This window comes from Pseudalkalibacillus sp. R45 (assembly GCF_052246725.1).
Taxonomy (GTDB): domain Bacteria; phylum Bacillota; class Bacilli; order Bacillales; family Fictibacillaceae; genus Pseudalkalibacillus.
Window position 1 is genome coordinate 270,161 of record NZ_JBQQCL010000004.1, and the last position, 25,913, is coordinate 296,073.

Annotated in this window: 31 protein-coding genes; 9 read left to right on the forward strand and 22 right to left on the reverse strand. The window is 40.1% G+C overall.

Annotated elements, in window-relative coordinates:
• Nucleotides 1-36: 36 nt before the first annotated feature.
• Entirely contained in the window at nt 37-564 is a 528-nt protein-coding gene (locus ACTWQL_RS10585; protein WP_443142407.1) for a YceD family protein, read from the reverse strand.
• A 212-nt stretch (nt 565-776) separates the two neighbouring features.
• Between ACTWQL_RS10585 and ACTWQL_RS10590 the strand changes: the two genes are divergently transcribed.
• The gene (locus tag ACTWQL_RS10590) at nt 777-1,997 is read left to right on the forward strand and encodes a nucleotidyltransferase (protein WP_443142408.1); all 1,221 of its coding nucleotides are present in this window, start codon (nt 777-779) and stop codon (nt 1,995-1,997) included.
• Between the two features lie 27 nt (nt 1,998-2,024).
• On the opposite strand, the gene ACTWQL_RS10595 is transcribed toward ACTWQL_RS10590, so the two are convergent.
• The 3 genes from ACTWQL_RS10595 to ACTWQL_RS10605 all read right to left on the reverse strand — a co-directional run bounded on the left by ACTWQL_RS10595 (nt 2,025) and on the right by ACTWQL_RS10605 (nt 4,610).
• On the reverse strand, nt 2,025-2,294 hold the full coding sequence (locus ACTWQL_RS10595; RefSeq protein WP_443142409.1) for a hypothetical protein: 270 nt from the start codon (nt 2,292-2,294) through the stop codon (nt 2,025-2,027).
• Nucleotides 2,295-2,803: 509 nt separating this feature from the next.
• Complete coding sequence (locus ACTWQL_RS10600) at nt 2,804-3,829, reverse strand: SepM family pheromone-processing serine protease (protein ID WP_443142410.1); 1,026 nt, start codon at nt 3,827-3,829, stop codon at nt 2,804-2,806.
• Nucleotides 3,816-4,610 (reverse strand): patatin-like phospholipase family protein, encoded by a 795-nt coding sequence (locus ACTWQL_RS10605; protein WP_443142411.1) that lies wholly within the window; start codon nt 4,608-4,610, stop codon nt 3,816-3,818. The genes ACTWQL_RS10600 and ACTWQL_RS10605 overlap by 14 nt, the downstream gene beginning before the upstream one ends.
• A gap of 197 nt (nt 4,611-4,807) precedes the next feature.
• Here ACTWQL_RS10605 and ylbJ point away from each other — a divergent pair, with 197 nt between their 5' ends.
• Nucleotides 4,808-5,965, forward strand: a complete 1,158-nt coding sequence (ylbJ, locus tag ACTWQL_RS10610; RefSeq protein WP_443142412.1) for a sporulation integral membrane protein YlbJ — start codon at nt 4,808-4,810, stop codon at nt 5,963-5,965.
• Nucleotides 5,966-5,979: 14 nt separating this feature from the next.
• On the opposite strand, the gene coaD is transcribed toward ylbJ, so the two are convergent.
• The 3 genes from coaD to ACTWQL_RS10625 form a co-directional block, all read right to left on the reverse strand.
• Nucleotides 5,980-6,465 (reverse strand): pantetheine-phosphate adenylyltransferase, encoded by a 486-nt coding sequence (coaD, locus tag ACTWQL_RS10615; protein ID WP_443142413.1) that lies wholly within the window; start codon nt 6,463-6,465, stop codon nt 5,980-5,982.
• On the reverse strand, nt 6,458-7,036 hold the full coding sequence (gene rsmD / locus ACTWQL_RS10620) for a 16S rRNA (guanine(966)-N(2))-methyltransferase RsmD (protein WP_443142414.1): 579 nt from the start codon (nt 7,034-7,036) through the stop codon (nt 6,458-6,460). Before rsmD ends, coaD begins: the two co-directional genes overlap by 8 nt.
• Nucleotides 7,037-7,546: 510 nt before the next feature.
• Nucleotides 7,547-7,711, reverse strand: coding sequence for a hypothetical protein (locus tag ACTWQL_RS10625; protein WP_443142415.1), 165 nt, complete (start codon nt 7,709-7,711; stop codon nt 7,547-7,549).
• A 293-nt stretch (nt 7,712-8,004) separates the two neighbouring features.
• Here ACTWQL_RS10625 and ACTWQL_RS10630 point away from each other — a divergent pair, with 293 nt between their 5' ends.
• Complete coding sequence (locus tag ACTWQL_RS10630) at nt 8,005-8,382, forward strand: DUF7147 family protein (RefSeq protein ID WP_443142416.1); 378 nt, start codon at nt 8,005-8,007, stop codon at nt 8,380-8,382.
• A 16-nt stretch (nt 8,383-8,398) separates the two neighbouring features.
• On the opposite strand, the gene ACTWQL_RS10635 is transcribed toward ACTWQL_RS10630, so the two are convergent.
• The gene (locus tag ACTWQL_RS10635) at nt 8,399-8,674 is read right to left on the reverse strand and encodes a YlbG family protein (protein ID WP_443142417.1); all 276 of its coding nucleotides are present in this window, start codon (nt 8,672-8,674) and stop codon (nt 8,399-8,401) included.
• A gap of 93 nt (nt 8,675-8,767) precedes the next feature.
• Between ACTWQL_RS10635 and ACTWQL_RS10640 the strand changes: the two genes are divergently transcribed.
• Nucleotides 8,768-9,085, forward strand: a complete 318-nt coding sequence (locus ACTWQL_RS10640; protein WP_443142418.1) for a hypothetical protein — start codon at nt 8,768-8,770, stop codon at nt 9,083-9,085.
• Nucleotides 9,086-9,369: 284 nt separating this feature from the next.
• Here the strand turns inward: ACTWQL_RS10640 and ACTWQL_RS10645 are convergent, their stop codons facing one another.
• Complete coding sequence (locus ACTWQL_RS10645; protein ID WP_443142419.1) at nt 9,370-9,810, reverse strand: YlbF family regulator; 441 nt, start codon at nt 9,808-9,810, stop codon at nt 9,370-9,372.
• Nucleotides 9,811-10,005: 195 nt separating this feature from the next.
• Here ACTWQL_RS10645 and ACTWQL_RS10650 point away from each other — a divergent pair, with 195 nt between their 5' ends.
• Nucleotides 10,006-10,818, forward strand: a complete 813-nt coding sequence (locus tag ACTWQL_RS10650; RefSeq protein WP_443142420.1) for an ATP-grasp domain-containing protein — start codon at nt 10,006-10,008, stop codon at nt 10,816-10,818.
• Nucleotides 10,819-10,821: 3 nt separating this feature from the next.
• Here the strand turns inward: ACTWQL_RS10650 and ACTWQL_RS10655 are convergent, their stop codons facing one another.
• The 3 genes from ACTWQL_RS10655 to ylbD all read right to left on the reverse strand — a co-directional run bounded on the left by ACTWQL_RS10655 (nt 10,822) and on the right by ylbD (nt 12,083).
• The gene (locus ACTWQL_RS10655) at nt 10,822-11,250 is read right to left on the reverse strand and encodes a hypothetical protein (RefSeq protein WP_443142421.1); all 429 of its coding nucleotides are present in this window, start codon (nt 11,248-11,250) and stop codon (nt 10,822-10,824) included.
• Between the two features lie 168 nt (nt 11,251-11,418).
• Nucleotides 11,419-11,646, reverse strand: a complete 228-nt coding sequence (locus ACTWQL_RS10660; RefSeq protein ID WP_443142422.1) for a YlbE-like family protein — start codon at nt 11,644-11,646, stop codon at nt 11,419-11,421.
• Between the two features lie 17 nt (nt 11,647-11,663).
• Nucleotides 11,664-12,083, reverse strand: a complete 420-nt coding sequence (gene ylbD / locus ACTWQL_RS10665) for a spore coat protein YlbD (RefSeq protein WP_443142423.1) — start codon at nt 12,081-12,083, stop codon at nt 11,664-11,666.
• Between the two features lie 142 nt (nt 12,084-12,225).
• Here ylbD and ACTWQL_RS10670 point away from each other — a divergent pair, with 142 nt between their 5' ends.
• Nucleotides 12,226-12,720: a PaaI family thioesterase gene (locus ACTWQL_RS10670; protein ID WP_443142424.1), complete on the forward strand. Its 495-nt coding sequence runs from the start codon at nt 12,226-12,228 to the stop codon at nt 12,718-12,720.
• Between the two features lie 124 nt (nt 12,721-12,844).
• Here ACTWQL_RS10670 and ACTWQL_RS10675 read toward each other — a convergent pair whose 3' ends face one another.
• Both ACTWQL_RS10675 and ACTWQL_RS10680 read right to left on the reverse strand, forming a co-directional pair.
• Complete coding sequence (locus tag ACTWQL_RS10675; protein ID WP_443142425.1) at nt 12,845-13,885, reverse strand: CAP domain-containing protein; 1,041 nt, start codon at nt 13,883-13,885, stop codon at nt 12,845-12,847.
• Between the two features lie 261 nt (nt 13,886-14,146).
• Nucleotides 14,147-14,581 carry a CBS domain-containing protein gene (locus ACTWQL_RS10680; protein WP_443142426.1) on the reverse strand — a complete coding sequence of 145 codons (435 nt, stop codon included), beginning with the start codon at nt 14,579-14,581 and terminating at the stop codon, nt 14,147-14,149.
• Between the two features lie 226 nt (nt 14,582-14,807).
• On the opposite strand from ACTWQL_RS10680, the gene ACTWQL_RS10685 reads away from it, so the two are divergent.
• Nucleotides 14,808-15,170: a YugN family protein gene (locus ACTWQL_RS10685; protein ID WP_443142427.1), complete on the forward strand. Its 363-nt coding sequence runs from the start codon at nt 14,808-14,810 to the stop codon at nt 15,168-15,170.
• Between the two features lie 216 nt (nt 15,171-15,386).
• A complete protein-coding gene (gene ytvI, locus ACTWQL_RS10690) occupies nt 15,387-16,448 on the forward strand; it encodes a sporulation integral membrane protein YtvI (RefSeq protein ID WP_443142428.1) in 1,062 nt (353 codons plus the stop codon).
• Here ytvI and ACTWQL_RS10695 read toward each other — a convergent pair.
• From ACTWQL_RS10695 to cyoE, 8 genes are all read right to left on the reverse strand, one after another.
• Nucleotides 16,445-16,618, reverse strand: coding sequence for a hypothetical protein (locus ACTWQL_RS10695; RefSeq protein WP_443142429.1), 174 nt, complete (start codon nt 16,616-16,618; stop codon nt 16,445-16,447). The two genes, ytvI and ACTWQL_RS10695, sit on opposite strands and share 4 nt — an antisense overlap.
• 339 nt (nt 16,619-16,957) lie before the next feature.
• Nucleotides 16,958-18,151, reverse strand: a complete 1,194-nt coding sequence (locus tag ACTWQL_RS10700) for a GNAT family N-acetyltransferase (protein WP_443142430.1) — start codon at nt 18,149-18,151, stop codon at nt 16,958-16,960.
• 151 nt (nt 18,152-18,302) lie between these two features.
• Nucleotides 18,303-19,163 carry a cytochrome c oxidase assembly protein gene (locus ACTWQL_RS10705; RefSeq protein WP_443142431.1) on the reverse strand — a complete coding sequence of 287 codons (861 nt, stop codon included), beginning with the start codon at nt 19,161-19,163 and terminating at the stop codon, nt 18,303-18,305.
• A gap of 160 nt (nt 19,164-19,323) precedes the next feature.
• Nucleotides 19,324-19,656 (reverse strand): cytochrome C oxidase subunit IV family protein, encoded by a 333-nt coding sequence (locus ACTWQL_RS10710; protein WP_221564035.1) that lies wholly within the window; start codon nt 19,654-19,656, stop codon nt 19,324-19,326.
• Between the two features lie 3 nt (nt 19,657-19,659).
• The gene (locus ACTWQL_RS10715; RefSeq protein WP_443142432.1) at nt 19,660-20,280 is read right to left on the reverse strand and encodes a cytochrome (ubi)quinol oxidase subunit III; all 621 of its coding nucleotides are present in this window, start codon (nt 20,278-20,280) and stop codon (nt 19,660-19,662) included.
• Entirely contained in the window at nt 20,280-22,139 is a 1,860-nt protein-coding gene (gene ctaD, locus ACTWQL_RS10720; RefSeq protein WP_443142433.1) for a cytochrome c oxidase subunit I, read from the reverse strand. The genes ACTWQL_RS10715 and ctaD overlap by 1 nt, the downstream gene beginning before the upstream one ends.
• A gap of 36 nt (nt 22,140-22,175) precedes the next feature.
• A complete protein-coding gene (gene coxB, locus ACTWQL_RS10725) occupies nt 22,176-23,228 on the reverse strand; it encodes a cytochrome c oxidase subunit II (protein WP_443142434.1) in 1,053 nt (350 codons plus the stop codon).
• Nucleotides 23,229-23,310: 82 nt separating this feature from the next.
• Nucleotides 23,311-24,249 carry a heme o synthase gene (gene cyoE / locus ACTWQL_RS10730; RefSeq protein ID WP_443142435.1) on the reverse strand — a complete coding sequence of 313 codons (939 nt, stop codon included), beginning with the start codon at nt 24,247-24,249 and terminating at the stop codon, nt 23,311-23,313.
• Nucleotides 24,250-24,665: 416 nt separating this feature from the next.
• Here cyoE and ACTWQL_RS10735 point away from each other — a divergent pair, with 416 nt between their 5' ends.
• On the forward strand, nt 24,666-25,553 hold the full coding sequence (locus ACTWQL_RS10735; protein ID WP_443142436.1) for a COX15/CtaA family protein: 888 nt from the start codon (nt 24,666-24,668) through the stop codon (nt 25,551-25,553).
• Nucleotides 25,554-25,913: the final 360 nt, after the last annotated feature.

Genomic DNA, 25,913 nt, shown 5'->3' on the forward strand with positions numbered 1-25,913 from the left:
GTTCAGCTAGAGAATGTCAAATGCTTTGACGTTTCTTCACTTTTTATCGCTATCATTAAAAAATTTGGCCAAGTCGGCCATCCGTGGATCGACCTTGTCTTGTCGATCCTCTTCTTCCTCAACTACATCCCATCCTTTACCTGATGGAGGAGCAGGAGGGTTATCAGTTGGTTCAGAGCTGATGACCTTCAACGGCTTTTCCAACAATATGTTTTCCCGAATATAAGGTATCAGGTCAACCGTATTCTCTTCGACAACATGGATATCCTCTTCTTCTGCATCCATCCCGTAATCCGGCTCGAAGAGGAAAATCTCGGTCGATCGGATATTAAAAGGAAAAGGTACATCTTCAAGAGTCACTGCACAAGGCAGTGTCATTTGTCCAGTAATCGTCAAATGAAATACAGCTCGATTTTGATTGATTTCAGCATAACCCTTTACATGGACTGGTGTTATTTCGCGGATCTCAGAATCAAAATCACGGATCGAGTCCAACTCGATCGTTTCATCAAGTTCTAGTCCTTTACGTTGAAAACTTCTCAGTTGTTGTATGGACCATTTCATTTGTCATCACCTCAAGGCAACAGTAGTAATTATAGCTTTCAACAAAAAAATTGTCAACATTTTTTCTTTACAGTCGTTTTTATTCTTTCTCCACAATTTGGTACAATAATGAAGTCACTGGTATTCCAGTTTCACCTGATTTTCTCCTATAAGGTCAAGATGATTCAATTTTAACGCATATCCTCTATCACTACCAAATCAGAAGGAGCAGAATGATGAAATCTTTAGGATTGATTGTTGAGTATAACCCTTTTCATAATGGACATTTATATCATTTGCAACAAGCTAAGAAACAATCACAAGCTGATGTAGTCATTGCTGTGATGAGCGGTAATTTTCTGCAAAGAGGAGAGCCTGCCCTTGTTTCAAAATGGACACGGGCAAAGATGGCACTTGAAGCAGGAGTCGATTTAGTCGTTGAACTTCCCTATGCCTTTGCAACCCAGCGGGCAGATCGTTTTGCGTTTGGAGCTGTTTCCATACTGGATGAAATGAAATGTGATGAAATCATTTTTGGTAGTGAATCCGGGAAGATTGAACCCTTTTTAAAGACTGTCGATTTTCTTCGAGAAAATGAAAAGGAATATAATGAGTGGATACAAAGGCATGTCAAAACAGGTATCAGTTACCCTGCGGCCGCATCCAAAGCTTTCGCTACAATTCCAAATCGTCCTGACGAAGCTGTCGATCTAGCGAAACCTAATAACATTTTAGGGTACCATTATGTGAATTCGATCAGAGAAAATGATTCTAAAATGCATATAGATACTGTACAACGCACTGGTGCTGGTTATCATGAAGTCGGTCATGGAACTGATAAAATCGCAAGTGCGACTGGAATCAGGAAAACCCTATTTGAAGGCAATGGAAAATTATCAGAAATAGAGGAGCTTGTTCCACCGACTACATATAAGGGGCTAATAAAGCACCAACATGAGTTCGGTCAATTCCTCAACTGGGAAGGTTATTTTGAATTTTTAAAACATCGATTGATCACTTTTTCTGCAGATGAACTATCAGAAGTATATGAGTGTGTGGAGGGCATTCAACATCGACTTAAGGATCAAATTTTGCGTTCAGAATCATTTCAAAGTTTTCTGGAATCCGTCAAAACGAAACGATACACATGGACCCGTCTGCAAAGACTTTGCACACATATTCTGACCAATGCAAATAAAGAAGTGATGAATAAAGCTTTACGTGAGCAGCCCACTTCCATTCGACTGCTTGGGATGTCGGAAAATGGCCAAAAGCATTTAAATACGATCAAAAAGAAGGTGGAACTTCCGATTGTAAGTACCCTTTCCAAATACAGTGATGACTTTATGGAGATGGATATCAAAGCAACGAATACATATATTCTTGGTTTCCCATCCAGATTCCATACAACACTTTGGAAACAGGAATACGCTAATCCTCCGATACGTATTTGATTAAAGCTGTTGTTGTGTAGATCGTTGTTATTGAATTTGAAAATATATTCGGTTTTGCCCCGTGGAGTATCTGAAATTTCGCTTGAAGAAAACTTGGCAAAGCGGCTCTTTTCTAAAAGATTGTTGCTTTTGAGTTATTTTTAAAAACTCACCTTGTGCAAGTTGATTGGAGAGCAAGGTGCGAGACTCCTCGAACATGAAAATCGCATTTTCTTCGTGCGATGTAACGCTGCCGAAGCTTTCCTTGTCCTGCGGGGTCAGCGTGCCTACTACCTGAATAATCTCCTCGCAAGGCATGCGACGAGGAAACTCGCTTCGACAGGACTTTCTTGTAGACGCAGGAGCACAAATGCTTCCTTGATAAGGAGACTCCTGAGGTTGCAAGGCGACGAGTGGGTTCACCGCACGCCCCGCGGAAAGCGAGCATCCTGGAGCGGAAATCAACGACTTTTAAAGAAAACTTGGCGAGACCAAGCCTTTTGTAGGTCGAGCCTTAGTTGCCCTTATACTGAAGAAAGTATTTTATACTTTCTTTAAGTGCAAGAACAACAAAGTTTGCCAAAACAGCCTATTGATAAAATGAAAACCGAAAAGCGAAGGATGTTGACGAAGCAGTGACTTCATTTATTGCTCACTAAAGAAAGGGGCTGACCCAAAAGACAAGTGTCAGACACCTCCAACACAACATTTTGTATCAAAACACGCTTTTCCTAAAAATGTTGTTAAGTTCGGAGAGACTCAGACACTTATGGGTCAGCCTCTTTCTTTTGGACAAAATTCAGTTGTCCCAGCCTCTTATGCACGTATTACTTTTCCTTTAAGTCTTTTAAATAATCCAGTGCATCGGTGAATTTTTCAACTGGGACGATTTCCATTTCAGTGTTAATGTCTTCTGCAGCTTCTTTTGCATGTTTATAATTATCTGCTTTAACCGGGGCAAAGAAGACTTCTGCACCTGCATTGTCTGCAGCTACAATTTTTTGTTTGATCCCTCCGATCGGACCAACCTCTCCCTTTTCATTCATCGTCCCTGTTCCCGCAATCTGGTAACCTTTCGTCCAATCCTCTTTCGTCAATTGATTGTATATTTCAAGCGTGAACATCAGGCCAGCTGATGGACCACCAATTTTATTCGTGTCGATTTTTAATTCGGGGTCAGTCTTTATTTCTGAATATGTAACCGGATATGTGATCCCGATTCCAGCGCGTTCTTCTTCACTGTTTTGGACAATGTCTTTCGGAAAAGGCTTCAACGAAAGCGTTATCTCTTTTTCTTTTGATTCTCTGTTAACTGTAAGTTGAACCTTTTCGTTCGCATCAAACTTTTTCAACCGGTTGACAAGTTCTTCAGCCGTTTTGATTTCTTTCCCATTCAATTCGGTGATCAGATCCCCCACTTTTAGTTTATCTGCAGCGGGCATACCTGAAATGATACCCGTTATGAATACACCTTTATTGAGGATTTCAATCGATTTATCTGCTTCCTTATATGCGACAATCGTGGCTGCATGCTGCGAGCTTTGCATCAACTGGAGCTGTCGGGATTCATATTCTTCTTCTGTTTCGTCAGACCCGCGTATTTGATCTTCGGGAATCACTTCTCGATAATCACTGACTTTCGCCCATAAGTATTCTGCCGCATTTGCCTTCCCCACCAAAACGGTGGTAAGCATAAATGAACCTTTTGCTTGATTCCTCTCTTCAACCTCGATGATCGGAGTCAGTACCTTTGCATCACCTGGTTGTGTGAAATAAAAAGGAAGTGGTAAGAAAGCGATCAAAATGGCTATTAAAATGACAACCCAGGGCCATTGGGCTCTAATTCTTTTCATTGTTCTTCCTCCAGTCGCGTATCGCAGCTTTAATATCTTTAATGCGATTGTTGGTTTCCTCTTCACCAATTGCAATGATCTCATCTATTTCCTTGAACGTAGCTGAACTGTAATTTTCCACCAGAGGTCTGATCAGCACATCTGTAGAAATATGGTTCGCTTTTACAAGTTCTCGCTGCATGATATCGATGCTTTGCATGATAACATCAAAGATTGTATTGATTTCCGGGTCTTTTTTTATATGTGAGATATCAACCGCAATAACAAGATCCGCTCCCATCTCTTTCACTACAGAGACAGGTACCCGATCGATCACCCCTCCATCAATTAAGAGTCTGCCATCTTTTTCATATGGCACAAAAATACCTGGAACAGCAATACTTGCTCTTACAGCTTCAGATATAGCGCCTTTGGTGATGACGACCTTTTCACCCTTATAAAGATCTGTTGCTATGATGGAAAAAGGTAGATCTAAATCTTCAATATTTCTTCCTTTCGTCAAAGCATGGATCAATTGCTTCACTTTTTCACCCGCTACAAATCCCATTTTCGGAACTGTATAATCTATATAATATCTTCTTCGGAACATCCTTGCCATCTTCACCATTGTTTCAGGCTTATGCCCGGTACAATAAAATGCACCTACAAGAGCACCCATACTGCTTCCTGCAATCATATGGATAGGAATTTCCGCTTCGACCAACGCTTTCAAAACGCCTATATGCGCAAACCCTCTAGCTCCTCCAGATCCTAGAGCTAAACCAATCTTTGGTTGATCCACAGGATGACCTCCTCTTTTCATCTAAGAACACTGCATCAAGGTCTAAACTCAGTATATTCACGTATAAATGAATGAGGACAACTTATCAAACGTCCATCCTTATTTCATCGTATTCATAAGGAGGCTTTGGATTGTACCATTCTCGAATAAAAAATTCACTTTTTGCAATAGTCGCTTCACTATTTGCTTTATCTTTAATGGTATACCCAAAAGCAGCATTTGAATCATCATTGATCGGATTGAAAATGTGGTGGGAAATCGTTTTCCCCTCATTACTCCCATTTTTCATCATAAGTGAACTGTTAATCTGCTTCGGTGTTGTCCGTTTTGTTGGTGTAATGATGGAACCGATCATGCGCCCACTTTTCAAAGTACCTGGTTCAGGAGGATTTGTGTGGGCTATGGGGATCTCCTCTGGATTTCCTGCAGGTGCGAAACTGACTGCAAGACTTAGACAGGAGAAGGAAATCTCTCGGATCGAAGCAGAACGTCTCGTTTCATTCACCAATTGTTCCAATCCGTTATTCATACTAGGGGCTGTAGCAGTCGGCTTTTTCCATAATGCAGAGTTAGGTGTGCTTCTTGCTGCAGCGCATTATATCGGTAATATCATTGTAGGCTTCATCATGCGCTTTTACGGTTCGGATGACTTCCGCCCAAGACGAAATTATTCACCTAGGCCAGACAATAGGTTGAGCCTTGCACTTGATCGGATGTATCAAGTCAGGAGAAGCGATCCGCGTCCATTCGGGCAACAACTGGGAGATGCTGTCAAACACTCTATCCAGACCCTAATGATGATTGGTGGATTCATCCTACTTTTTTCTGTATTGAATAGGATGCTCACAGAATTCCATATTACTATGTTTATGGCTTCTATCTTGTCCACATTTATGGCTTTGATAGGCTTTGCTCAAGCTCTGATCCCACCATTTCTTTCAGGGATGTTCGAAATTACACTCGGGAGCAAATTAATCAGCGAAACCAGTGGTTCTGTGCTTTTGGAACAAGCTGTGCTGGTTAGTTTCGTCCTTGCCTTTAATGGCTTTTCCGTTCAAGCTCAGGTAGCAAGTATCTTAGCTGAGACGGATATACGTTTCAAACCGTTCCTTATCGCAAGGATCATGCATGGATTTATCGCTGCTATTTTGACCATCCTTCTATGGGAGCCACTGTATGTAAAGCAAACGTCACAGGGAAGAGTGGTGGAGACGTATGCATCTCACCCATCAATTTCATGGATTTATGATGCATGGCATTCCCTATTGACTATTGGAGCGATGATCACCTTCATCAGCTTGATCATTTTTATTTTGATACATTTAAAATCCATCAAACACTACAAGATTATGTAAAAGTGTGGAACGGATTATTTTGCAAACTTCTCCTTCAAGGCCTCCTCCACCACTTTAGGAACAAGATCAGTAACTGGAGAATGATATTTTGCAACTTCTTTTACAATACTTGAACTTAGGAATGAATATTGATTATTCGTCATCATGAAAAATGTCTCTACCGATTCATCGAGCTTCCGGTTGATGGAGGTGATCTGCATTTCGTATTCAAAGTCAGAAACCGCTCTTAATCCTCTCAAAATCACTTTTGCACCGGTCGTTCGGACATAATCCATCAGCAAACCATCACACCAATCGACTTTGATGTTCGCAATATCTTTAGTAGTTTCTTTTATAAGATCCATACGCTCTTCGACTGTGAAAAGTGACTGTTTACTTTGATTGTGCGCAACGACTACAATCACTTCGTCAAAAACACTTGCGCCCCTGGAGATGATGTCAAGATGGCCGTATGTGATCGGATCGAAGCTGCCTGGGCAGATAGCCAGTTTCCTATTCATGTTGTTCTTCCCCCTCGGTTTCATTTGTATATATTGTAACCGCTGTTGTGCTATTATATTGCTCATGCTTGAGGCAAACGCAACCAGCGATTTGTTCTGGAAGCTTCAGCATTGCATCATGTTCGGTGACAATCACCGCATTCAGTTCTAACAATTCATTTTCCTTTAAAAATTCGATTTCTTTTTTGATCTTTTGCTTTTTATATGGTGGGTCCAGGTACACGTAACTGAATTTAACAGTCCTTTTTCGAAGCGCTTTCAATGCGCGGTATGAATCATTCCTGAAAACCTCTACTCGTTCATTCAAGTCAAGGGTGTGCAAATTTTCTTTTATCGTTTCCACAGCTTTTGGATCGACATCGATTATGATTGCTCTAGCAATACCCCTGCTCATACCTTCAATGGTAAGAGCACCACTTCCACCATACAGATCTAAAGAGGTGCCTCCCTCAAAATATGGACCAATGATATTGAAGATCGATTCACGTATTTTGTCAGATGTCGGTCGTGTACCTGAACCCGGTACAGCCTTTAACTTACGGCCTTTAAACTCTCCTGATATTATTCTCATCACGTATAACCTCACCGTAGAATTATTTACCTTCACTATCCTACCACAAAAGCAGCTAATTCTTAAATAGAGCGTATAGAAGCTTTATAACTGTACAATAATAGGATTACAACACCTCAATCAGGTGTTGTAAGTTGAACCACGGAGTAAGCTTAATTTCCCCATAGGCTATACTCCGGTTTCTCCTCTCCCATTGTTCTGTCCCTACGGCAAATGAACATTTCCGTAATGTTTCTAGGCATGTAAGGGTATAGAACAGCCCGCAGGTAACTACCTGCGGGTCTTTTTTTAATCGTAAATATGGTCTTATTGAATAGATCATTTTTGTGGAATTTACTCCTTTTCAGTCGGCGAACCGTATGCCTGGCTCGCCTTTCCCGCTGGAGTGTCATAGATTTCACTCAAGAAGTATCCTACATAAATCTACAATAGAACTTCTCCTTCATTCATGCTAAAGTTATCAATAGAATAAGCTCTTTTAAAAAAACTCTTTTTTAAAGAGCTTTTGGGTCATTTTGGTAATGAATCACCTTCTGCAAGTTGATTGGAGAGTAAGGTGCGAGACTCCTCGAAAATGAAAATCGTATTTTCTTCGTGCGATGTAACGCTGCCGAAGCTTTCCTTGTCCTGCGGGATCAGCGTGCCTACTACCTGAATAATCTCCTCGCAAGGCATGCGACGAGGAAGCTCGCTTCGACAGGACTTTCTTGTAGACGCAGGAGCACAAATGCTTCATTGATAAGGAGACTCCTGAGGTCGCAAAGCGACAAGTGGGCTAACCGCACACCCCGCGGAAAGCCAGCACCTGAAGTGGAAATCAACGACTTTTAAAGAAAACTTGGCGAGACCAAGCCTTTTGTAGGTCGAGCCTTAGCTGCCCTTATACTGAAGAAAGCATTTTATACTTTCTTTAAGTGCAAGAGCAACAAAGTTTGCGAAAACAGCCTTTAAAAAAGGAGGTCAAAACTATGATTCAACGTTTTATAGAACTTGGTGAAGGTTATTCAGATTTATATGAACTTATTGAAATTGCTGAAACAAATACACACCGTCTTACAAAGTTCATTGCTTTAAAAACGAAGGTAAATGAAAAGGAAGTTTGTTCCCTGGCGATCGTCTTACAAGCTGCAGGTGAATCAAACTTCCAACCCATCTATATTTGCCGTGAAGGCGTACCTGAACATTCGAAACGTTGGAACTTGTTCCAAGATCGCGCTTCAACTCATAATAAAGAACTGACAATCCTGGAGGTAAAACCTTCTACCGAATTTAGTGAAAAAGAGCTTTATTATCACTATCTCACAGGAATCCTGAGGATGCAGCATATCATTCCTGCCTGGCAATGATAATGCTTAACAGCGATTAGAGCCCTATTTTATAATCATATTCTTTCGCTTTATCCGGACGTGCATTTTGATACTCTGTCTTGATATAAGCTTTATGAGAAGGTTCTACTTTCTTTACAAAATGAAGTTTTTCAATTTTCTCGATGATGCGATCTTTCTGGTCGGTATCGCAATACAATACTGCATATTTCATCCGTTTCGAAACATAATGAATGTTGCCAAATTTACGAAGTTGTTTAATGTATTTTAATGAATGAAGCCAGATGGCCAATCCAGTTCGATTCGTTAGCATGAGCGGAACTCCTTTTAACCAGTTTTAATTCAGTCTAGCATGAAGATAAACCGCGCGCAATCACTTATATGACTTTACCTGAGGTGGTAGTCCATGGATCTTGAAACGGTTTGGGATATGTTTGTGAAAAACCTGCTGAGCACTTCAAAATTTACAGAAGTGTCAATTACAAAAAGGGCAGGCATACCGTTCCTTTATTTAACGTCAGATTCCTCTATTAAGAGGAAAGAAGTGGAACAGATCATCGAAAGGGCTGCTGTATCAGCAATGAAAGGGAATCGTCTGCACTTCGAATCCATTTATGTGCGCTCTGAACAACAGTTGATCGTTTATAGATGTCGTTTTTATGTCCCGCAACAAAAGATGTTCTGTTGTGGAAACCTTTGTCATGATTGTATTCGTTTTCGTTGATGAAGCTTTCATACGGACAAACCAACCTGATTTTGCTCCTCAAATGGTCGTATGGAGCCTTCATACGCGATCGACAGATTGATTGACATCCTTATGAGTGAGCCACTCAGCCCCAAGTTTGTTTGGTCCGAGCCTCCTCGGCAGTTCTCCAGTGACCTACGTGACTAATCGGGTCGCCTCCGCTGTTCGTCTGCCCGTGGAAATGGAGTAATCTTGCAAAATCAATAAAAACATAAGAAAGAGAGGATAACCTCTGAAGATTACCCTCTCCCAAAACTATGCTATTAACCGCAGCCACATGCTCCTCCGGATCCGCATCCTCCTCCACACGACATGTTATCGAAGAATGGGTTACCTGTTGGTACCTTGATATTTTTAGAAACTTGACCTGCCAATATACCACATATTTCATTCAAAAGCGTTTCAAGGTCTTTTTCAGCTTTTTTGAATGATGCCACAGTCTTGTTAAGATCGATCTCACGCTTCAAGACACGGATGTCCGTGGACACGGTCTTATAATCCGGATGATATTTACCAAATCGTTGAACCTCTTCGTACCTTTCCTTCATTTTAGAAAACTCATGAATCAATTTCTGAGCCTCTTTATCTTTTTGAAGCTTCTTCTTAGCTTCTTTATATTCTTGTCCTATATCTGAATTGAAGATGACTGACGCAAGTTCATCGGCCCCGTCCAGTATTTCAATACTCTCAACTGTTGCTAACATATAATAACACCTCCACCCTGCATTTCTGGGTTATGTATAGTATGCCACAAATTGTCCCCTTATTTCCAATCTTTCATTCTAAGATATTTCATCTCCAATAGTTCATCATACATTATTATACTAAAAAATTTTATTGACAGTTTTTCATTCCGGCTATATAATTTTCTCGTTTAGTATATTTTAGGGGATAGTATAATGAAAATTGTAACATTTAATCCATTCCGTACAATCGGCATTCCTGGGATTCAGTATATCAAACCTGAACTTATGTTCCGGGAACAGGCGTCAATCAAGAATGCGGATGTGATTTTATTTCCAGAGCATTGGCAGGTCAATTCACTTGTATATGGACTCAAGAAACCCATATTCCCAAGTGTAGAATCGATCCATTTAGGTCACGATAAAGTAGAAATGACAAGAGCTCTATGGACAGTCAGCCCTGAACACGTTCCTTATACCGAAATTCTAGGAAATTCTAAAAGGAATATCGATTATATTCTGGAAACATTTCCTTTTCCATTCGTGGCGAAAGAGTCCCGTAATTCGATGGGACGTGGCGTTTTTCTAATTCATTCAGAAGAGGAATTCATAGAGTACGCAGAAAACAACTCCACTCTTTATGTCCAGGAATTCTTGGAAATGGATCGGGATTTAAGAGTGTGTGTTGTCGGGGAAGAAGTTATCGCGGCATACTGGCGGTCAGGTGAAAATCAATTTCATAATAATGTTGCAAAAGGTGGAAGCATTTCGTTTCATGATATCCCCGAGGATGCTCTCAAGCTTACGATCGAGGTAGCAAGAGAATTGAACATCAATCATGCGGGATTTGATCTTGCGGTAGTTGATGGAAGGTTCTACTTTTTGGAGTTCAATACGTTATTTGGAAATGAGGCGCTCCGAGCAAGGAAAATCAATCTTGAAGAAAAGATTTTTCAATATCTTTTAATGCAGTTCAGGCCTCTGCTTCCACCAAACTCGATCGGAACAACCGTGAAAGTTCCTTCTTGATCCTCATGGGATGGTCACTATAAATTGCTTATTCAGCCCCTCAATCGTCTTACCTTGACTATCTACAAGGGTCACCGCAATGTCATGTGTCCCTTTTTCCAAGTTTTTTATAATGAAAGCTGCTTTATATACAGAATAGGGCTTTTGATGATCGACCGAGATCTTCAGATGCCCTTCTTTGCTTGTATTTGAAGTGGTATTATCGGTAAATTGAAATCCTGGCACATAACATTCCACAAACACATCATCATTTGACACCATATGCCTTACTGTCAATGATAAGGTGCTAACAGGGCTTGTAACTTCAACAACCTGAAAGGCGGACGGATCTTTTTCAATCGTTACCTTTTGTACCTTTCCCGGACCACTAATCTGACAACCTGATATGATACTGATAAGCATTGCACAAGCGATTACACGAAAAATAACCACACCGGATACACCTCCTCATCCGATAGGATTTGCAGGTGTCCTGTAAAATATCCCTTGCCCATATAAATGGTCCCTAATTCCAAATAAAAGGTTGACTCATAAGTTGTGCTAACCTCCCATACACCGGAATTTAGAGGTTATACACACTCTGTTGCGAGTCAACCTTCATTATTGTTTTACAAATAATTGAAATAATCTAGAGAGTGTGTCGATCTGTCCATGTAATCGGTCGATTTTCTGTCCGAATGTCTGACCATAAAAGAACTTCGCTTCATTTTCCAGCTCTTGAATTGCAGCCGGGTTACGTGATAACTTACGATACCAATCAGGATGTTCACGGACAATGAATTTCAGGTCTGGTCTTTGATCTAAGTAATCAATGATTTCTTTACGCATCCTACATACTCCCTTTATTAATCTTTGAAAAATTGGTTAAACGGATTGTTTTGATATGGTGGTCTTCTTGGACCTTTAGATTGAAATTGTTGTAACATATCTTGGATACCAGACATTGCGGAACTAAGCTGTGAAGCATATTGGCGCACTTCATCCATATCCATGTTCTTGAACATCGTAAGGATTTCCCCGACAGAGATATCATTGACGTTTTTCCCTTTTTTCTTCGTCTTCCCTGTTGCTGTTGATGAAACTCCAATCTTCCGCTCTATATAGTTACCCCATTGTTCATGATCTTCTCCGAGTAAATTCCACTCTGTAAACACATCTTGCCAGGTCTGGTTTCCGTTCTTTACATGATCGATTAATCCAGGGTGTGAGCGTACAAACATCTTGAATTGTTCGACCTTTTCATTATTTTTCGCTTGCTTACTCACTATAATGCCTCCCATACGTTCAACTCAAGCCTACAGTATATAGTACAACGCAGGAGTTGATTATGTTCGCCTATTTTATTGTTGCAAGTGTTATTTTTTCATTGGTACACTTGAATAACTAAATACGAAAAGAGGACATCAAATGGAATCAATGGATCAACTGCTTGAGAAAGTAAAATATATAATCGAAAACGGCTCAATTGATGATATAAACGTGTTACAGCAAGTGTTGGATGGTATAGATGGTAAGATGACCGGAAAGTACAATACATATATAACAGCGTTCATGGAGACTGAAATCGAAGATAATGGCGAGCAGCTTGTCATGTCGATCCCAATCACCCCGTTTTTGGCGAATTCTGTGGATATCGTACATGGGGGCTTTACAGCTACACTCGCTGATACAGCAATGGGTACTTTCGTCAACCGGAAGATACCAGATGATAAAGTGGCCGTCACATCCGAAATAAAAATGAACTACACCGCACCGGGAGTTGGAGAATTCCTTGAATGCAGAGCAGAAATCCTCCACCTCGGGACGAAGACTTCCGTGACAGAAGCAAAAATTTACAATGAAAACGGTACCCTTGTTGCAGTATCAACCGGAAGCTTCTATTTGATTCCAAGAAAAGCCTAGATGAAAGGTTTACGTATCAAGGCTAAGAAGTTGATTTCGCAAAAATACAATTAAGATGAACAGAACAATAAAGAAGGAGACTCTTTCCGAAAGTCTCCTCTTTTTCTATACGTATATATCATTGTCACCACGGTACGATGAAGTTCTGAGTATAATATCTTTGATATACGCCCACACCTAGGTGTGTGAATTCCTTATTCAACATCGCTTTACGGTGACCTTCGCTATTCAACCAACCGACCACTGCTTCGATGCCATCAATATAATTCGCGGCTATATTTTCTCCAGCTTGGATGTATTTGATATCTTTTCTGTCCAAGCGATTTGATAAATTTCCTGTGTTCGGTGATTCGTGAGAAAAGTAATTTTCTTCATTCATTTCCTTGCTATGCCCAAAAGCAACCTGTGAGGTTTCTTCATGCCATTGGAGTGCCGGGACATTGTATTGTTCACGGATGACATTCGTCAATGTGAATATTTGAAGCTCTTCAGCATTTTGAACTTCTTCCCAATTCTTCTGATCCAATTCTGGTTGATCGATCAACTTGCCCCGATATTCAAGTGAATAAGGACGCTGCATGATCAGTACCTCCGGCGTCACGTAGCGAATGCCGACCAGGGTATCTTTGAATTTATCCATATAAAGTTGCACCCATATCCCATTGATTTTTACAAGTGGTCTGGTTTGCATCTCTTCTTGTGTCAATTCAAATTGATATTCATTTCCGTCAACCTTGAGCTTCGCTTTATTATCCATCTTAAGATGCTTTTCAATCTCAGATCGTTTTTGTCCGATTTTCAAAGGAGAAACATCTACATTCTTCCCAATGACAAACATAGTGACCACTCTTCCTTTATCCAAACCAAACTGGATATACTGGTCTGGATCCTGGTCGTAAATCCACCATTGGTACCCGTAAGGTGTAGGATCAATCCGATCAGGTTCACCAATTTTGGTAATCAATTCTTCCTGGTTCATTTGGAAAAATTTGCTGATACCTTCTTCAGGTAAATCAAGATCGCTCCTTGACTTATCAGAAGAATCCGATTCAGTTTGTTCAATAGGAGGGTCTGAATAATCCGGGAGTTCGGTTAAATCATCGTAGAATATGCTGAATCCATAAAATATGATTGCGATAATGATGATCAATCCAATACTTCTCATGCACCCTCCCCCTTATTTTTCTTAAAAAGTATGTCGAATCTTACTTTCACATTACCGTATAGCTTTATACTTGTCTATCCATAGAATACAATCTATTAATTAACATCTTATTCAAGTTATCACTTGGCCATACCTCACTAAAGCATAAATAGAACTTGGGTAAAACCATGCCTTAGCGCAGGCTGACCTCAGTTGCCCATATCCTGAGGAACGGCTTTTAAATGCAAAAAGTTGACCTTATTTGGAGGTCAACTTTTCGATTCAATGCATTTGTTGATCCGGCTCTGCTTCTGAAATTTCAGTCAATGCCATCCCTGCTTGTTGATCACTTTCATAATGGATAGCTAGATCTCCTAAGGACACAATACCAACTAGTTTACTCTGCTCTACAATTGGTAACCTCCTTATCTCATGTTTGGACATGAGTTTTACAGCTTCCTCTATTTCCATATCAGGTGTCCCGGTTATTATTTCATTACTCATAACATCAGTAATCTTTGACGCATTTGGCTTTTTTTCAGCTACACCTCGGATCACAATATCACGATCAGTAATCATGCCAACCAGCTTGTCATCTTCGCATACTGGAATTGCGCCTACATGATCTTCCTTCATTTTGACAGCAGCTTCATACACGTTATCAAGTGTTGTACAAAAGTCCACGTTTTCGGTCATTATTTCCCTTAATTTTTTCATAAACATCAACCTTCCTTCGAATAGAATTTTGTGTGTTGTTGGTGCGTGTTACCGTTACCATTGCTCGCTTACATTCTGTCCATATTGTCTAGTCTTGCCAAATTTTCGATTTCTTTTCAAAAATCATATATAATTGTAAGGAATCATAACTGAAAGATTGCATCTTAATCTATTTCGTACTATTATTATGAAGGAAGAACATATCGAAGGATGTGGAGGATGACACATGAAATTTGAAGAAATCGGACTAGCAGGTAAAGTCATTAATTTTGAAATACTCGAACATTTAATGCATGATGTCGGATTGGTCCGTGCTGGCCAATGGGATTACGAACGAATTACATATGATTATAAGTTTGAAAGCATGGATACTGGTGAGGTATTCTACTTAAGAATTCCTTGCTATGCAGTCGAAGGTGAAGTTGAATCCGCACATGCATTGATCAAAATTATGGAACCGTACCTTGGGAAGCATTACTACCCTCATGGGGTTGAATACGATGAAGATTTTCCGAAGAATGTGGTTACAACCTGTAAGAAGATGTTGAATAAACTTAAAGAAGAAATTGATAAGCATCATACAGCGTAAAAGGGGCTGACTTAAAAGTCGCCCCTTTTTTTGTACAGCTATTTTTCAGATTTATTTATTTGAACTTTCTTTAACAATGATCATATTTCTATTAGGAGCTCTGTTCATAATTTCACAAAACCAATATAATATAAAGTAAGGACTAAAAAACGTTATTTTGATTATTCATTGTCCAAGCCTGATACATATCAATTTTAGCGGGAAAGGAGGACCAGGTTGAACCAATTTTCAGCACGTAAACGTTGGATTATTTATACATTGATCGCACTCATTGTCATTGCATCATTTGTATGGGTTCTGCCGATCGCACTTCCCATCGTTTTTGCACTGTTTACCGCTCTGCTATTAGAACCGGCTGTTAAAATGTTTCAAGGGAAATTCTCCTTCAAACGTAACTTATCCGTATTCATCGTGTTTTCACTTTTCGTCGTTTTGATGGGGATCGGGAGCTATTTCCTGGTAACTAAAGTAGTCACTTCTGCTATTAATTTCGTGGAAAATTCCCCAACCTATATTTCAGAAGTGAATATTGTATGGGATGATATAGAGAAAAATTTTGAAAAAGCAGCACAAGATCTGCCGGAAGAAATCGTCATTGAAATCAATAGCCAAGTTGATCAATTTTTAGAGTCGATTCGGACGAAACTGCTTGAGAAGAACTATATTGAATCGCTTACTTCTCTGGTTTCTTTCATCCCAAGCTTTCTGGTAAGTATTATTGTTTTCCTTCTTACATTATTCTTATTTCTCTTAGATATCCCCAGATTGAAAAAAGGTGTCTATTCACATATGACTGAAAAAACTGCTGAGAAAGTGCATTTCATGAGCACAAGATTATCTTATGTTATATTCGGCTTTATGAAAGCGCAATTTTTAGTCAGCATTGTCATATTCATCGCAGCATTGATCGGTCTATACATGATTGTTCCTAAGGTTGCTCTATTAATGGCGTTCATCATTTGGGTGATCGATTTCATTCCGATCATCGGTTCGATCGTCATTCTTGGACCTTGGGCACTGTATTATCTGCTTATCGGTAAGGTTGTATTAGGAACAAAGCTAGCAGTATTAGCAGTCATTCTGTTGATTATCCGACGTACAGTCGAACCAAAAGTGATGGGCTACCATATCGGTTTATCAGCACTATCCACACTGATTGCAATGTACCTTGGTCTGAAGTTATTGGGCATGATAGGCTTCATAGCCGGTCCGCTTATTCTAATCATTTTTAATTCTGCTCGGGAAGCAGGGATTGTAAAGACCAACTTTAAAATTTAGTTTTGAGTCATTTTAAAAAAATCACCTTGTGGAACTTGAATGGAGAGCAAGGTGCGAGACTCCTCGAAAATGAAAATCGCATTTTCTTCGTGCGATGTAACGATGCCGAAGCTTTCCTTGTCCTGCGGGATCAGCGTGCCTACTACCTGAATAATCTCCTCGCAAGGCATGCGACGAGGAAGCTCGCATCGACAGGACTTTCTTGTAGACGCAGGAGCACAAATGCTTCCTTGAAAAGGAGACTCCTGAGGTCGCAAGGCGACGAGTGGGCTCACCGCAAGCCCCGCGGAAAGCGAGCATCCTGGAGCGGATATCAACAACTTTTAAAGAAAACTTGGCGAGACCAAGCCTTTTGTAGGTCGAGCCTTAGTTGCCCTTATACTGAAGAAAGTATTTTATACTTTCTTTAAGTTCAAGAGCAACAAAGGTTTGCCAAAACAGCCAAAATTCAAGAGAACAAAGGTAAGGCTGTCCCCGATTCTACTAGGACAGCCTTTCGTATTGTTTGATTAAAAAAAGTCGTATAAGAATGGAATTTGCTTATTAATCACCTTTTTCAGCACTTCAATTTCTTCAGGCTTTCCAACTAATCTGCCTTGTGCTGCTAACTGACCTGGAGTTTGATAATTGAAAAACATTGCACTGAGTGTGTTGACGTCACATTGGATCCCTTTTTCAGGAGGATGTGTGCAACCCACGCCTTCTTTTGGATGAAAATGATCAACTTGAATTTCTTCCTCTCGATTCATCCTAATGATAAATGTCCCTCTATTCCATTCTGCCAAAGGATCATCCAAATGGATAATCAAAGGTTTTTCCAAAAACACCTGAAACGGATACACTTTTATGAATTGTTTAAAGTCAACAATTCTACTCATGAAATAAGAACTGATTTCCTGTTTTATCTTTGGATCGAACATCAGAAATTCAAAGTTTTCATCAATTGCTGGATGCAGTTGAATAGAATCGACCATAGAGTTGTGGTTTCTTACAAACTGCAACATAACCATTTTTGCTTCCTCATTCAAAGAAACCCATTCTTCAATTTCCATCACATTCTTTTTGACACGATAGACGAGATATCCTTCGTCATTTCCATTTTCGTCCAAATAGACAGCGACTATATCACGAGGGTTATGGAGAACAGAATTCCGCCACCACTTTTCTGTCCTCTTCAACATCCCTGCGTATTTCTGCGCGTACTTATCATAAATCCGATCTAATCTTTCAACATCATGTTCAATTCGGATCACGTTTCCTTTTGTATGGGCATACCTTGTTGCTAATTGTTCTGGTTTTATTTCATACTTTTTGATCGTGTGTGTCAGTTCCCACCCATACTTCCGATAGAAGGACACAGAAAAAGGATGCAGCATTGAAACAGATTGACCATTGTCTTTCATCACTTCCAAAGATTTTTTCATTAATGCTTTGATATGACCTTTACGGCGATATTCCGGCCAACTTGCGACTCCAGCTATGCCACCCATCGACATGACTTTGCCACCCAACCAAATTTCCATCGGGTGGATCAATAATTTTGAAGCCATAATCCCATTATCAAATATAGCCCAGCAGTTTTCCAGCTCTGTCATATCTCGTCTTTTTCTTTTATCTTCTTCTGAAAGTTCATATTGAAATGCGAATTCGCCCATTTTGAGAAATTCATCGAACTCATTTGCTTTGATCGTCCTTAATTCCATATATGTATCCCCCTCTATACTGTGATTGCTTTATAAGTATACAGGATTAACCACTTGAAATCCTTTAATTGCAATTGCTTTTTCATGTTGCGCATATACGCTGATATTAAAGAAAGATCGACTCTACCAACTGAGTCGACCTTGAAGGAAATTACTGTTCATTTAACGATAATCTCGCCTTTGCTTCATTTATGATCTTTAATTCCTCTTCTTTATCTTGTGTACGTTCTTTTCGAACCCAACGGATCAAGATGTACAATAGTATACCACCATAGATAATTTCCTGTGCGATCTTCATGATGACCCCGCCTGCTTGTTGATCATCGAGCGGTTGAAGGAATGCAAATATCTGTGGGGCATTCATATATGTTTGATAAATCAGATCATCAGCAAAAATGATCAAAGCACATGCTGGTGTCAATAAGACGCCATCTGCAAAAATATATCCCACCTTTTGAAGGTCCGATAACGTATCTTGTTCCGGTAAAGGACCGATTACTGGCCACCACATCATAAATGAACTCGTCAGTAAGATGATATGTGTAACTTCATGCAAAAGAAGATTTCCCATCACTGTATCAAAGATGATCGGCAAGTGATACAGCGAGATCAGAATGTTAAATAAAATCAAGGCGATCAAAGGTTTTGTGAAAAATCGGAATAACCGTCCTATGATGCCAACGCCAAGGATTTTCCTATAAAGCACCTTTGGCAGTCCGATCAGTAAAAGCGGCGGAACAATGAAATAAAGTAGACTCATCTGCAGCATATGTGCTGAAAACGAGTAATGATGTCCAATGGCACTCAATGGTGTGCCCTTCGCAATGTAAAAACCGATGACCGCTATCGTGAACCATACCTTTTGTCCTCTGGTGACAGTCCCCTTTAAAGGACCATTTTTTGTATAGTAAAAATAGATACCAATCACAGCAATACAAATCAATAAAACAAATGGACTCCATAAAGCTGTCCAATTTATTTCGCTTAATGAATTCTGGTGTTCGCCGTGCATCTCAATCACTCCTTGCTCAGTACTCTCTTCCTATCATATCAAAAAATAATACTGCTTTCGTGTTGGAGTAGAACAATTTTGTGTCAGTATAAGGAAAAATCAGCAAAACCAAGCTATTTAAAAAGGACCGACTCATACTGAGTCAGCCCCCATATTCAAATTACCAAATCAATCCTACAAGAGTACCTACTGTAATTACAGCAATTAATAACCCGCTTGCAATTCCCCACATAGGAAATTCATGTCCCTTATGTCCAAGGTGCATCCAAATGTATAGCTGGAAAAAGACCTGGACACATGCTAGAACAATGATGAAAAGAATTGCCAGGGAATTAGATACTGCGTCACTTGCAATTGCTGCAAACGCCACGATGGTCAATAAAATCATCATAACGAATGAAACATTATGCTGGCGACGTTCTTGCTTTAATTTGATCTTCTTTTGTAAGGATGAGTGGTGATGGACTGAGTTTTGTTGTTCATTACTAGCCATCGATTACCCCACCTTTCCCATAAGATAAACTACTGTAAAGATGAATACCCACACTACATCAACAAAGTGCCAGTATAGGGCAAACAGATAATATTTAGGAGCATTGTACAATGTCAAGCCGCGACCACTATTACGAATAAGTAAAACTGCAATCCATAGACAACCGAATAAAACGTGGCCTCCGTGGAATCCGACAAGCGTATAGAATGCAGATCCAAATGCTCCGGATGTGAAGGTATGCCCTTCATGTACATAATGTATGAACTCATAAATCTCTAGACCTAAGAATGATAATCCAAGCAGTAAGGTGATGAATAACCATCGGCGCATCTGTTTGACCTTGTTGTCTTTTAACGCCAATACAGCGTACACACTCGTCAAACTACTTGTAAGTAGGATGATGGTTGCTGCAAAAACCATCGGCAGTTGGAAAATCTCTGATGCTTCAGGTCCTTTTCCAAAAGAATTACGTAATCCGAGATATGTTCCGAATAATGTTGCGAATAATACTGTTTCTCCACCTAAAAACAACCAGAATCCTAAAAACTTGTTTTTACCTTCCAGCGTAGCTTTTTCAGGGGATTCAGGGAAGTTTTGATCGGTTAAGCGTTCACCTACATCCATTATACGTCAACCCCCTTATCCTCTTTCAGTAAATCCTCTTTATGGAGATGATGTCCGTGATCATCAATCCAAGATCTTAAGAACATACATGCCAATCCGATTCCAAGTCCAGCGATGATTGCAATCAATGCTGGCGTTCCAGCAGAATTGAAATAAATGAATCCAAATCCTGCGATGAAGAATCCTAGTGACATGACTAATGGAAGAATAGAGTTGTTAGGCATATGGATATCCCCAACAGGCTCTGCAGGTGTCATCTTCTTGTTCCCTGCCATCTTCTCAATCCAAAGTGCATCCAACCCACGAACTAAAGGTGTTTGCAAGAAGTTATAATGCGGTGTCGGGTTTGGAATCGCCCATTCAAGTGTACGTCCATCCCAAGGATCCCCGCTGACTTTCTTACCTTTAGCATGTGTAGCAATTACATTAATAATGAAAACGATTGTTCCTACTGCCATCAAAAACGCACCGATTGTACTGATAAAGTTCATCGAACCAAGTCCGAATTCTTCAGGGTACGTAAAGTAACGACGAGGCATACCCATCAGTCCTAGGAAATGTTGAGGGAAGAATGTCAAATGGAATCCAATAAAGAAAGTCCAGAAATTCCACTTACCAAGAGCTTCATTCAACATCAATCCGAACATTCGTGGATACCAGTAGTATAATCCAGCAAATAGTCCAAGAATCAATCCACCGACAATAACATAGTGGAAGTGGGCTACAACGAAATAACTGTCATGGTATTGATAATCGGCAGGTGCTGCAGCAAGCATGACACCTGTTACCCCACCCATTACGAACGTTGGAATGAATCCAACTGCAAAAAGGTTTGCTGTGGTAAAGGTGATTTTTCCGCCCCACATTGTAAAGACCCAGTTGAAGATCTTTACCCCAGTCGGGATGGCGATTGCCATTGTAGCGACAGCAAAAATCGAGTTTGCTACTGGTCCTAGTCCAACTGTGAACATGTGGTGGGCCCAAACCATGAAGCCCAGGAATCCGATCAATACAGTGGCGAATACCATCGCACTGTATCCAAATAGGCGTTTTTTCGAGAATGTTGCTACTACTTCTGAAATGATACCGAATGCTGGTAAGATCAGAATATATACTTCAGGGTGTCCGAAAATCCAGAAAATATGTTCCCAGATGATTGCGTTTCCACCCATATTCGCATCAAAGAAATTAGCTTCAAATACCCGGTCGAACATGAGTAGGAAGAATCCGATTGTCAACGCAGGGAAAGCAAAAAGGATAAGTCCCGATGTTACGAATGCTGTCCATGTGAACAACGGCATACGCATGAATGTCATTCCTGGCGCTCTCATATTGATGATTGTAACGAGGAAGTTGATTCCCCCCATCAACGTACCCGCACCGGCAATCTGTAAACCTAATACATAAAAATCGACGCCGTGTCCACTTGATGTGGTCGAAAGTGGTGCGTAAGCTGTCCACCCAGCATCTGGAGCTCCTCCTAAGAACCAACTGAGGTTCAGTAAGACTCCTCCGAAGAAGAATAACCAAAATCCTAATGAGTTCACAAAAGGAAAGGCTACGTCACGGGCTCCTATCTGTAATGGTACGACCGCGTTCATAAACCCGAATATGATCGGCATGGCTGCCAGAAAAATCATTGTTGTACCATGCATGGTAAGTACTTGGTTATATAGATTTCCTGTTAAAAATGCCATTTCAGGACTCATTAATTGAATACGGATTAATACTGCTTCTAAACCCCCGACCAAGAAGAAGAACCCGCCGGAAACGAGGTATAGAATTCCAATTTTCTTATGATCGACTGTAGTCAGCCAATCCCATAGCACGCTTTTTTTCGCTGCATGTGCGTTACTCACGATAGTACCTCCTTATTAAAGCGATTGAAACTTTGCTTATTCAGCGGTTTCAAGTTCCATTAAGTAGTCTGCTAGTGCATCTAATTGTTCTTCATTGAAATTGAAATCCGGCATATTGTTACCAGGTTTCATTTCTTGTGGATCATTGATCCATTTCTTGATGTTCTCTTTATTATGATCTGCAATACCTGCTACCTTCTCATTGTCGGCAAATCCAGTTAACGCAGGACCTACATTACCACCCTTATCTCCGACAGCATGACATTGGAGACAGTTCTGTTCAAAAATCTTTTGTCCTTGCGCTACTTCTGAAGGAGCATCATCGAATTTTGTATTTTTCATACTTTCGATCCACGCGTCAAACTCATCACGCTCGACAACTTTCACTTTAAAATACATCAAGGCATGGGAATCACCACAAAGTTCAGCACATGCACCTTGGTAAGTTCCAGTTTTCTCAGGATGAAGCCACATTTTATTTGTCAATTTATCTCCAGGGTTCGTATCCATTTTTCCTGCAATACTAGGAATCCAGAATGAATGGATAACATCAGCAGAGCTTAACTCGATGTTCACTCTTTCATCTACAGGAAGATAAAGTTCTTGTGCAGTGACAACTTCTTGATCAGGATACTCAAACTCCCACCAATACTGGTGTCCAGTGACTTTAATCGTCATCGGACCTTTCTTTTCTTCCTCTTCACCATCTTCAGTTGCTTCAGCACTCTTTTCGCTGACTGCAAGGTCGAAAGTGGTCATTACTGTCGGCACCGCTAGCACCAATAGGAGCACGATCGGAATCGCAGTCCAAAGAACCTCTAACATATGGTTCCCTTCAACTTGTTCAGGGATTGAATCGTCCCCTTTACGATGTCGGAATTTCACTAATACATAACCAAAAAGAATAAAAACAACTACAAGTACGACAACCATAATTGCAAGGCTTAAGACCATCAGGTCGAAAAGAGCGCTAGCACCTTTACCTTGTGGTTGAAGTGCGGATATTTGTTCATTACCGCATCCAATTAAACCAAGCATCATAATCCCAAATAATGGAACAAGACGCCCGAGTCGTAGCCATCGTTTCATTACTGCATCAAACCCCGCTTTCTCTGTTGTACTAAAAAGATTTTTTAATATGTAACCGCTTAAGGGAAATTTCGAAATCCCTTTAGCGATTGACGATGATCATTACAACGAACATGATGGTCAAATAATTCAATGAGTAAACGAACATCATTCTTGCCCATTTAATGTCGTTTTTCATGAAGAATCCGGCTATGCCAAGTGCCAGCCATCCTAAACCAAGTACAGCCGCAACAGTAAAGTATACCATTCCAAAATGATAAAGGTACAAACTTACCGGAAGCAACGCGGCAACATAAACTACCATCTGTCGTTTTGTCATATTGAAACCTGAAACAACAGGAAGCATTGGAATTCCTGCTTTTCGGTATTCTTCACATCGTTTCATAGCTAAAGCCAAAAAGTGAGGCGGCTGCCATAAAAACATAATCAAGAACAAGTGCCATGCTGTCATATGCAAATCAGGATCGACAGCTGCCCAACCGATGAGTGGAGGTATCGCACCTGAAATCCCACCAACTACAGTGTTGATTGAATGGGTCCGTTTCAACCACATCGTATAGACAATGACATAGACAAAAAGTCCAATCACACCTAGAAGTGCTGCCATCAAGGAGGCAAACATCAACAACAGTGTACCGAGAGCAGAAAGTATGATTCCAACCCAGAGTACTTGGTTTGCATCAATTTTCCCTGTAACTGTAGGTCTTTCATAGGTTCTTTCCATCAAATGGTCGATATCACGATCGATATAATTGTTTAGAGAGCATCCTCCTGCTATGACTAGTGCTGCACCTAAAAGAGTCAGCAATGCCGTAGGAATATTCGCAAGAAAACTAGCATCTGTAACTTTCAATGCGATCCAAAAACCTGCGAACGTCGTAATGAGGTTGGACATTACGATCCCCATCTTAGCAAGTGTCAAGAAATCTTTCCAAGTACCTGTAGGTTTTGATTCAGACAATGGTCCAGGCTCCATAACTCTGCTTGATGCTTCATATGTTGTCGTATTCATTTTGCTCATGCTTCCACCTCCTTCTAAATGCTCTTTACCCCAACTCTTCCATTAAAACATAAGTGTGAGTAAAACACCTCTTCTAATTTATCAGTAAAACGGGTTTATGAAAATAACTTTTTGCAAATTGTCTATGCTTGTTCACAATTACAATGATTTCTTCCCGACACATATGATACGATATTGTCGATTGAAATTGTCCTTTAACATTATAAACGAATTCAGTTGTTTTGTATACTTGCTCTAGTGTTCAATCGACATACGTAGTCCTTGTTTCAGGTGATTCAGATTGACTCTTTCATTTCGATTTGTGTAAGGGTGGTCGATTGCTTTAGACTTATTCTTAATGGTAAGGTTCACCAAACTTGTAATTATTATAGAACAAATAGTTACTTTTTCTTAATTATTATAGAGAAGGTGTCAGAATGAATCGATATTTAAAATTTTATGCGATCCTAACTAGTCTAGGTATGCTCTTAGTCTTATTGATGGGTGCCATCGTAACCACTACAGGATCTGGTGAAGGGTGCGGAAACTCATGGCCCTTATGTTATGGTGAAGTGCTCCCTTCCCAACCTAAAGTAGAAACGATGATTGAATATAGTCACAGAATTGTTTCTGCAACTCTCGGTTTGATGGTTGTCATATTGGCAGTTTGGTCATGGATGAAATTCAAGCAAAACCGAGAAGTAAAATGGCTTGCATTTTTATCTGTATTTTTCATCGTTTTTCAAGGTTTATTAGGTGCTGCTGCTGTAATTTGGGGACAATCATCCTTTGTACTGGCACTTCACTTCGGTTTTTCCTTAATATCCTTTGCGAGTGTTGTGTTATTGTCCGTTGTCATTTTTGAGAACGGAAACGATCGAGCAACCCTAAAGATCAATAAAAATTTCAAATTGAATATTTATCTTCTATTCATCTATCTTTACACTCTTGTATACACGGGAGCATTAGTAAGACACACAAAAGCAAGTCTGGCATGCTCAGGTTGGCCGTTATGTAATGGACAGCTATTGCCTCCGACCAATGAATTAGAACTGATCCACTATACTCATCGCTTCATGGCAGGTCTATTGTTTATCTGGATCTTATTAAGCTTTATTCAAATCAGAGCCTATTATAAAAACATGAAAGTTTTATACAATTCATTTTTATTGCTGTTGATTCTCGTATCCTTGCAGGTCATTACTGGAGCATTGATTATTTTCACCAAATTGAATCTCTTCATCGGCTTAATGCACGGCCTGTTTGTTTCCCTATTGTTTGCTACACTCAGTTATCTGGTAATGATTGCGTTACGGAAAGACTGACGGTATGAATGTATAGATATTTGAAAGAGCTGACTCCAATCATCGTATGGGTATAGGTGATTTGGATCAGCTCTCTTTTTGGTGATTTTGCAGAATTCGCATACACGATAACATTTGATAAATCTCTAAAAGGATAATTCATCTAAAGAAAACTTGGCAAAGGCAAGCCTTAGCGCAGGCTGAGCCTAAGTTGCCCTTATATTGAAGAAAGTATTTTATACTTTCTTGGTTCTACGTCAAATGTTGGGGTAGGAGTTCTTGCTCCTATCCCTTAACCTACTTGAAAATCCAATTCTTTATTTTGATGATGTAATAAGATCCGTAAGCGTAACCTATCATAACGGTGGAAACCAAATGCAT

What these genes read in the sequence shown, in the direction of transcription:
- ACTWQL_RS10625 (WP_443142415.1), bottom strand. Translation starts at nt 7,711, where the DNA reads ATGCCTTGCGAGGAGATTATTCAGGTAGTAGGCACGCTGATCCCGCAG.
- coaD (WP_443142413.1), bottom strand. Translation starts at nt 6,465, where the DNA reads ATGAATAGGAAACTGGCTATCTGCCCAGGCAGCTTCGATCCGATCACA.
- ACTWQL_RS10715 (WP_443142432.1), bottom strand. Translation starts at nt 20,280, where the DNA reads ATGGATGTAGGTGAACGCTTAACCGATCAAAACTTCCCTGAATCCCCT.
- ACTWQL_RS10685 (WP_443142427.1), top strand. Translation starts at nt 14,808, where the DNA reads ATGAAATTTGAAGAAATCGGACTAGCAGGTAAAGTCATTAATTTTGAA.
- cyoE (WP_443142435.1), bottom strand. Translation starts at nt 24,249, where the DNA reads ATGAGCAAAATGAATACGACAACATATGAAGCATCAAGCAGAGTTATG.
- ACTWQL_RS10680 (WP_443142426.1), bottom strand. Translation starts at nt 14,581, where the DNA reads ATGAAAAAATTAAGGGAAATAATGACCGAAAACGTGGACTTTTGTACA.
- ACTWQL_RS10695 (WP_443142429.1), bottom strand. Translation starts at nt 16,618, where the DNA reads ATGCCTTGCGAGGAGATTATTCAGGTAGTAGGCACGCTGATCCCGCAG.
- ACTWQL_RS10595 (WP_443142409.1), bottom strand. Translation starts at nt 2,294, where the DNA reads ATGCCTTGCGAGGAGATTATTCAGGTAGTAGGCACGCTGACCCCGCAG.
- ACTWQL_RS10645 (WP_443142419.1), bottom strand. Translation starts at nt 9,810, where the DNA reads ATGTTAGCAACAGTTGAGAGTATTGAAATACTGGACGGGGCCGATGAA.
- ACTWQL_RS10635 (WP_443142417.1), bottom strand. Translation starts at nt 8,674, where the DNA reads ATGCTAACGAATCGAACTGGATTGGCCATCTGGCTTCATTCATTAAAA.
- ACTWQL_RS10640 (WP_443142418.1), top strand. Translation starts at nt 8,768, where the DNA reads ATGGATCTTGAAACGGTTTGGGATATGTTTGTGAAAAACCTGCTGAGC.
- ACTWQL_RS10630 (WP_443142416.1), top strand. Translation starts at nt 8,005, where the DNA reads ATGATTCAACGTTTTATAGAACTTGGTGAAGGTTATTCAGATTTATAT.
- ACTWQL_RS10585 (WP_443142407.1), bottom strand. Translation starts at nt 564, where the DNA reads ATGAAATGGTCCATACAACAACTGAGAAGTTTTCAACGTAAAGGACTA.
- ACTWQL_RS10660 (WP_443142422.1), bottom strand. Translation starts at nt 11,646, where the DNA reads ATGCGTAAAGAAATCATTGATTACTTAGATCAAAGACCAGACCTGAAA.
- ACTWQL_RS10600 (WP_443142410.1), bottom strand. Translation starts at nt 3,829, where the DNA reads ATGAAAAGAATTAGAGCCCAATGGCCCTGGGTTGTCATTTTAATAGCC.
- ACTWQL_RS10700 (WP_443142430.1), bottom strand. Translation starts at nt 18,151, where the DNA reads ATGGAATTAAGGACGATCAAAGCAAATGAGTTCGATGAATTTCTCAAA.
- ACTWQL_RS10675 (WP_443142425.1), bottom strand. Translation starts at nt 13,885, where the DNA reads ATGAGAAGTATTGGATTGATCATCATTATCGCAATCATATTTTATGGA.
- ACTWQL_RS10710 (WP_221564035.1), bottom strand. Translation starts at nt 19,656, where the DNA reads ATGGCTAGTAATGAACAACAAAACTCAGTCCATCACCACTCATCCTTA.
- ACTWQL_RS10650 (WP_443142420.1), top strand. Translation starts at nt 10,006, where the DNA reads ATGAAAATTGTAACATTTAATCCATTCCGTACAATCGGCATTCCTGGG.
- ACTWQL_RS10705 (WP_443142431.1), bottom strand. Translation starts at nt 19,163, where the DNA reads ATGCACGGCGAACACCAGAATTCATTAAGCGAAATAAATTGGACAGCT.
- ACTWQL_RS10670 (WP_443142424.1), top strand. Translation starts at nt 12,226, where the DNA reads ATGGAATCAATGGATCAACTGCTTGAGAAAGTAAAATATATAATCGAA.
- ACTWQL_RS10590 (WP_443142408.1), top strand. Translation starts at nt 777, where the DNA reads ATGATGAAATCTTTAGGATTGATTGTTGAGTATAACCCTTTTCATAAT.
- ylbJ (WP_443142412.1), top strand. Translation starts at nt 4,808, where the DNA reads ATGGTATACCCAAAAGCAGCATTTGAATCATCATTGATCGGATTGAAA.
- coxB (WP_443142434.1), bottom strand. Translation starts at nt 23,228, where the DNA reads ATGAAACGATGGCTACGACTCGGGCGTCTTGTTCCATTATTTGGGATT.
- rsmD (WP_443142414.1), bottom strand. Translation starts at nt 7,036, where the DNA reads ATGAGAATAATATCAGGAGAGTTTAAAGGCCGTAAGTTAAAGGCTGTA.
- ACTWQL_RS10735 (WP_443142436.1), top strand. Translation starts at nt 24,666, where the DNA reads ATGAATCGATATTTAAAATTTTATGCGATCCTAACTAGTCTAGGTATG.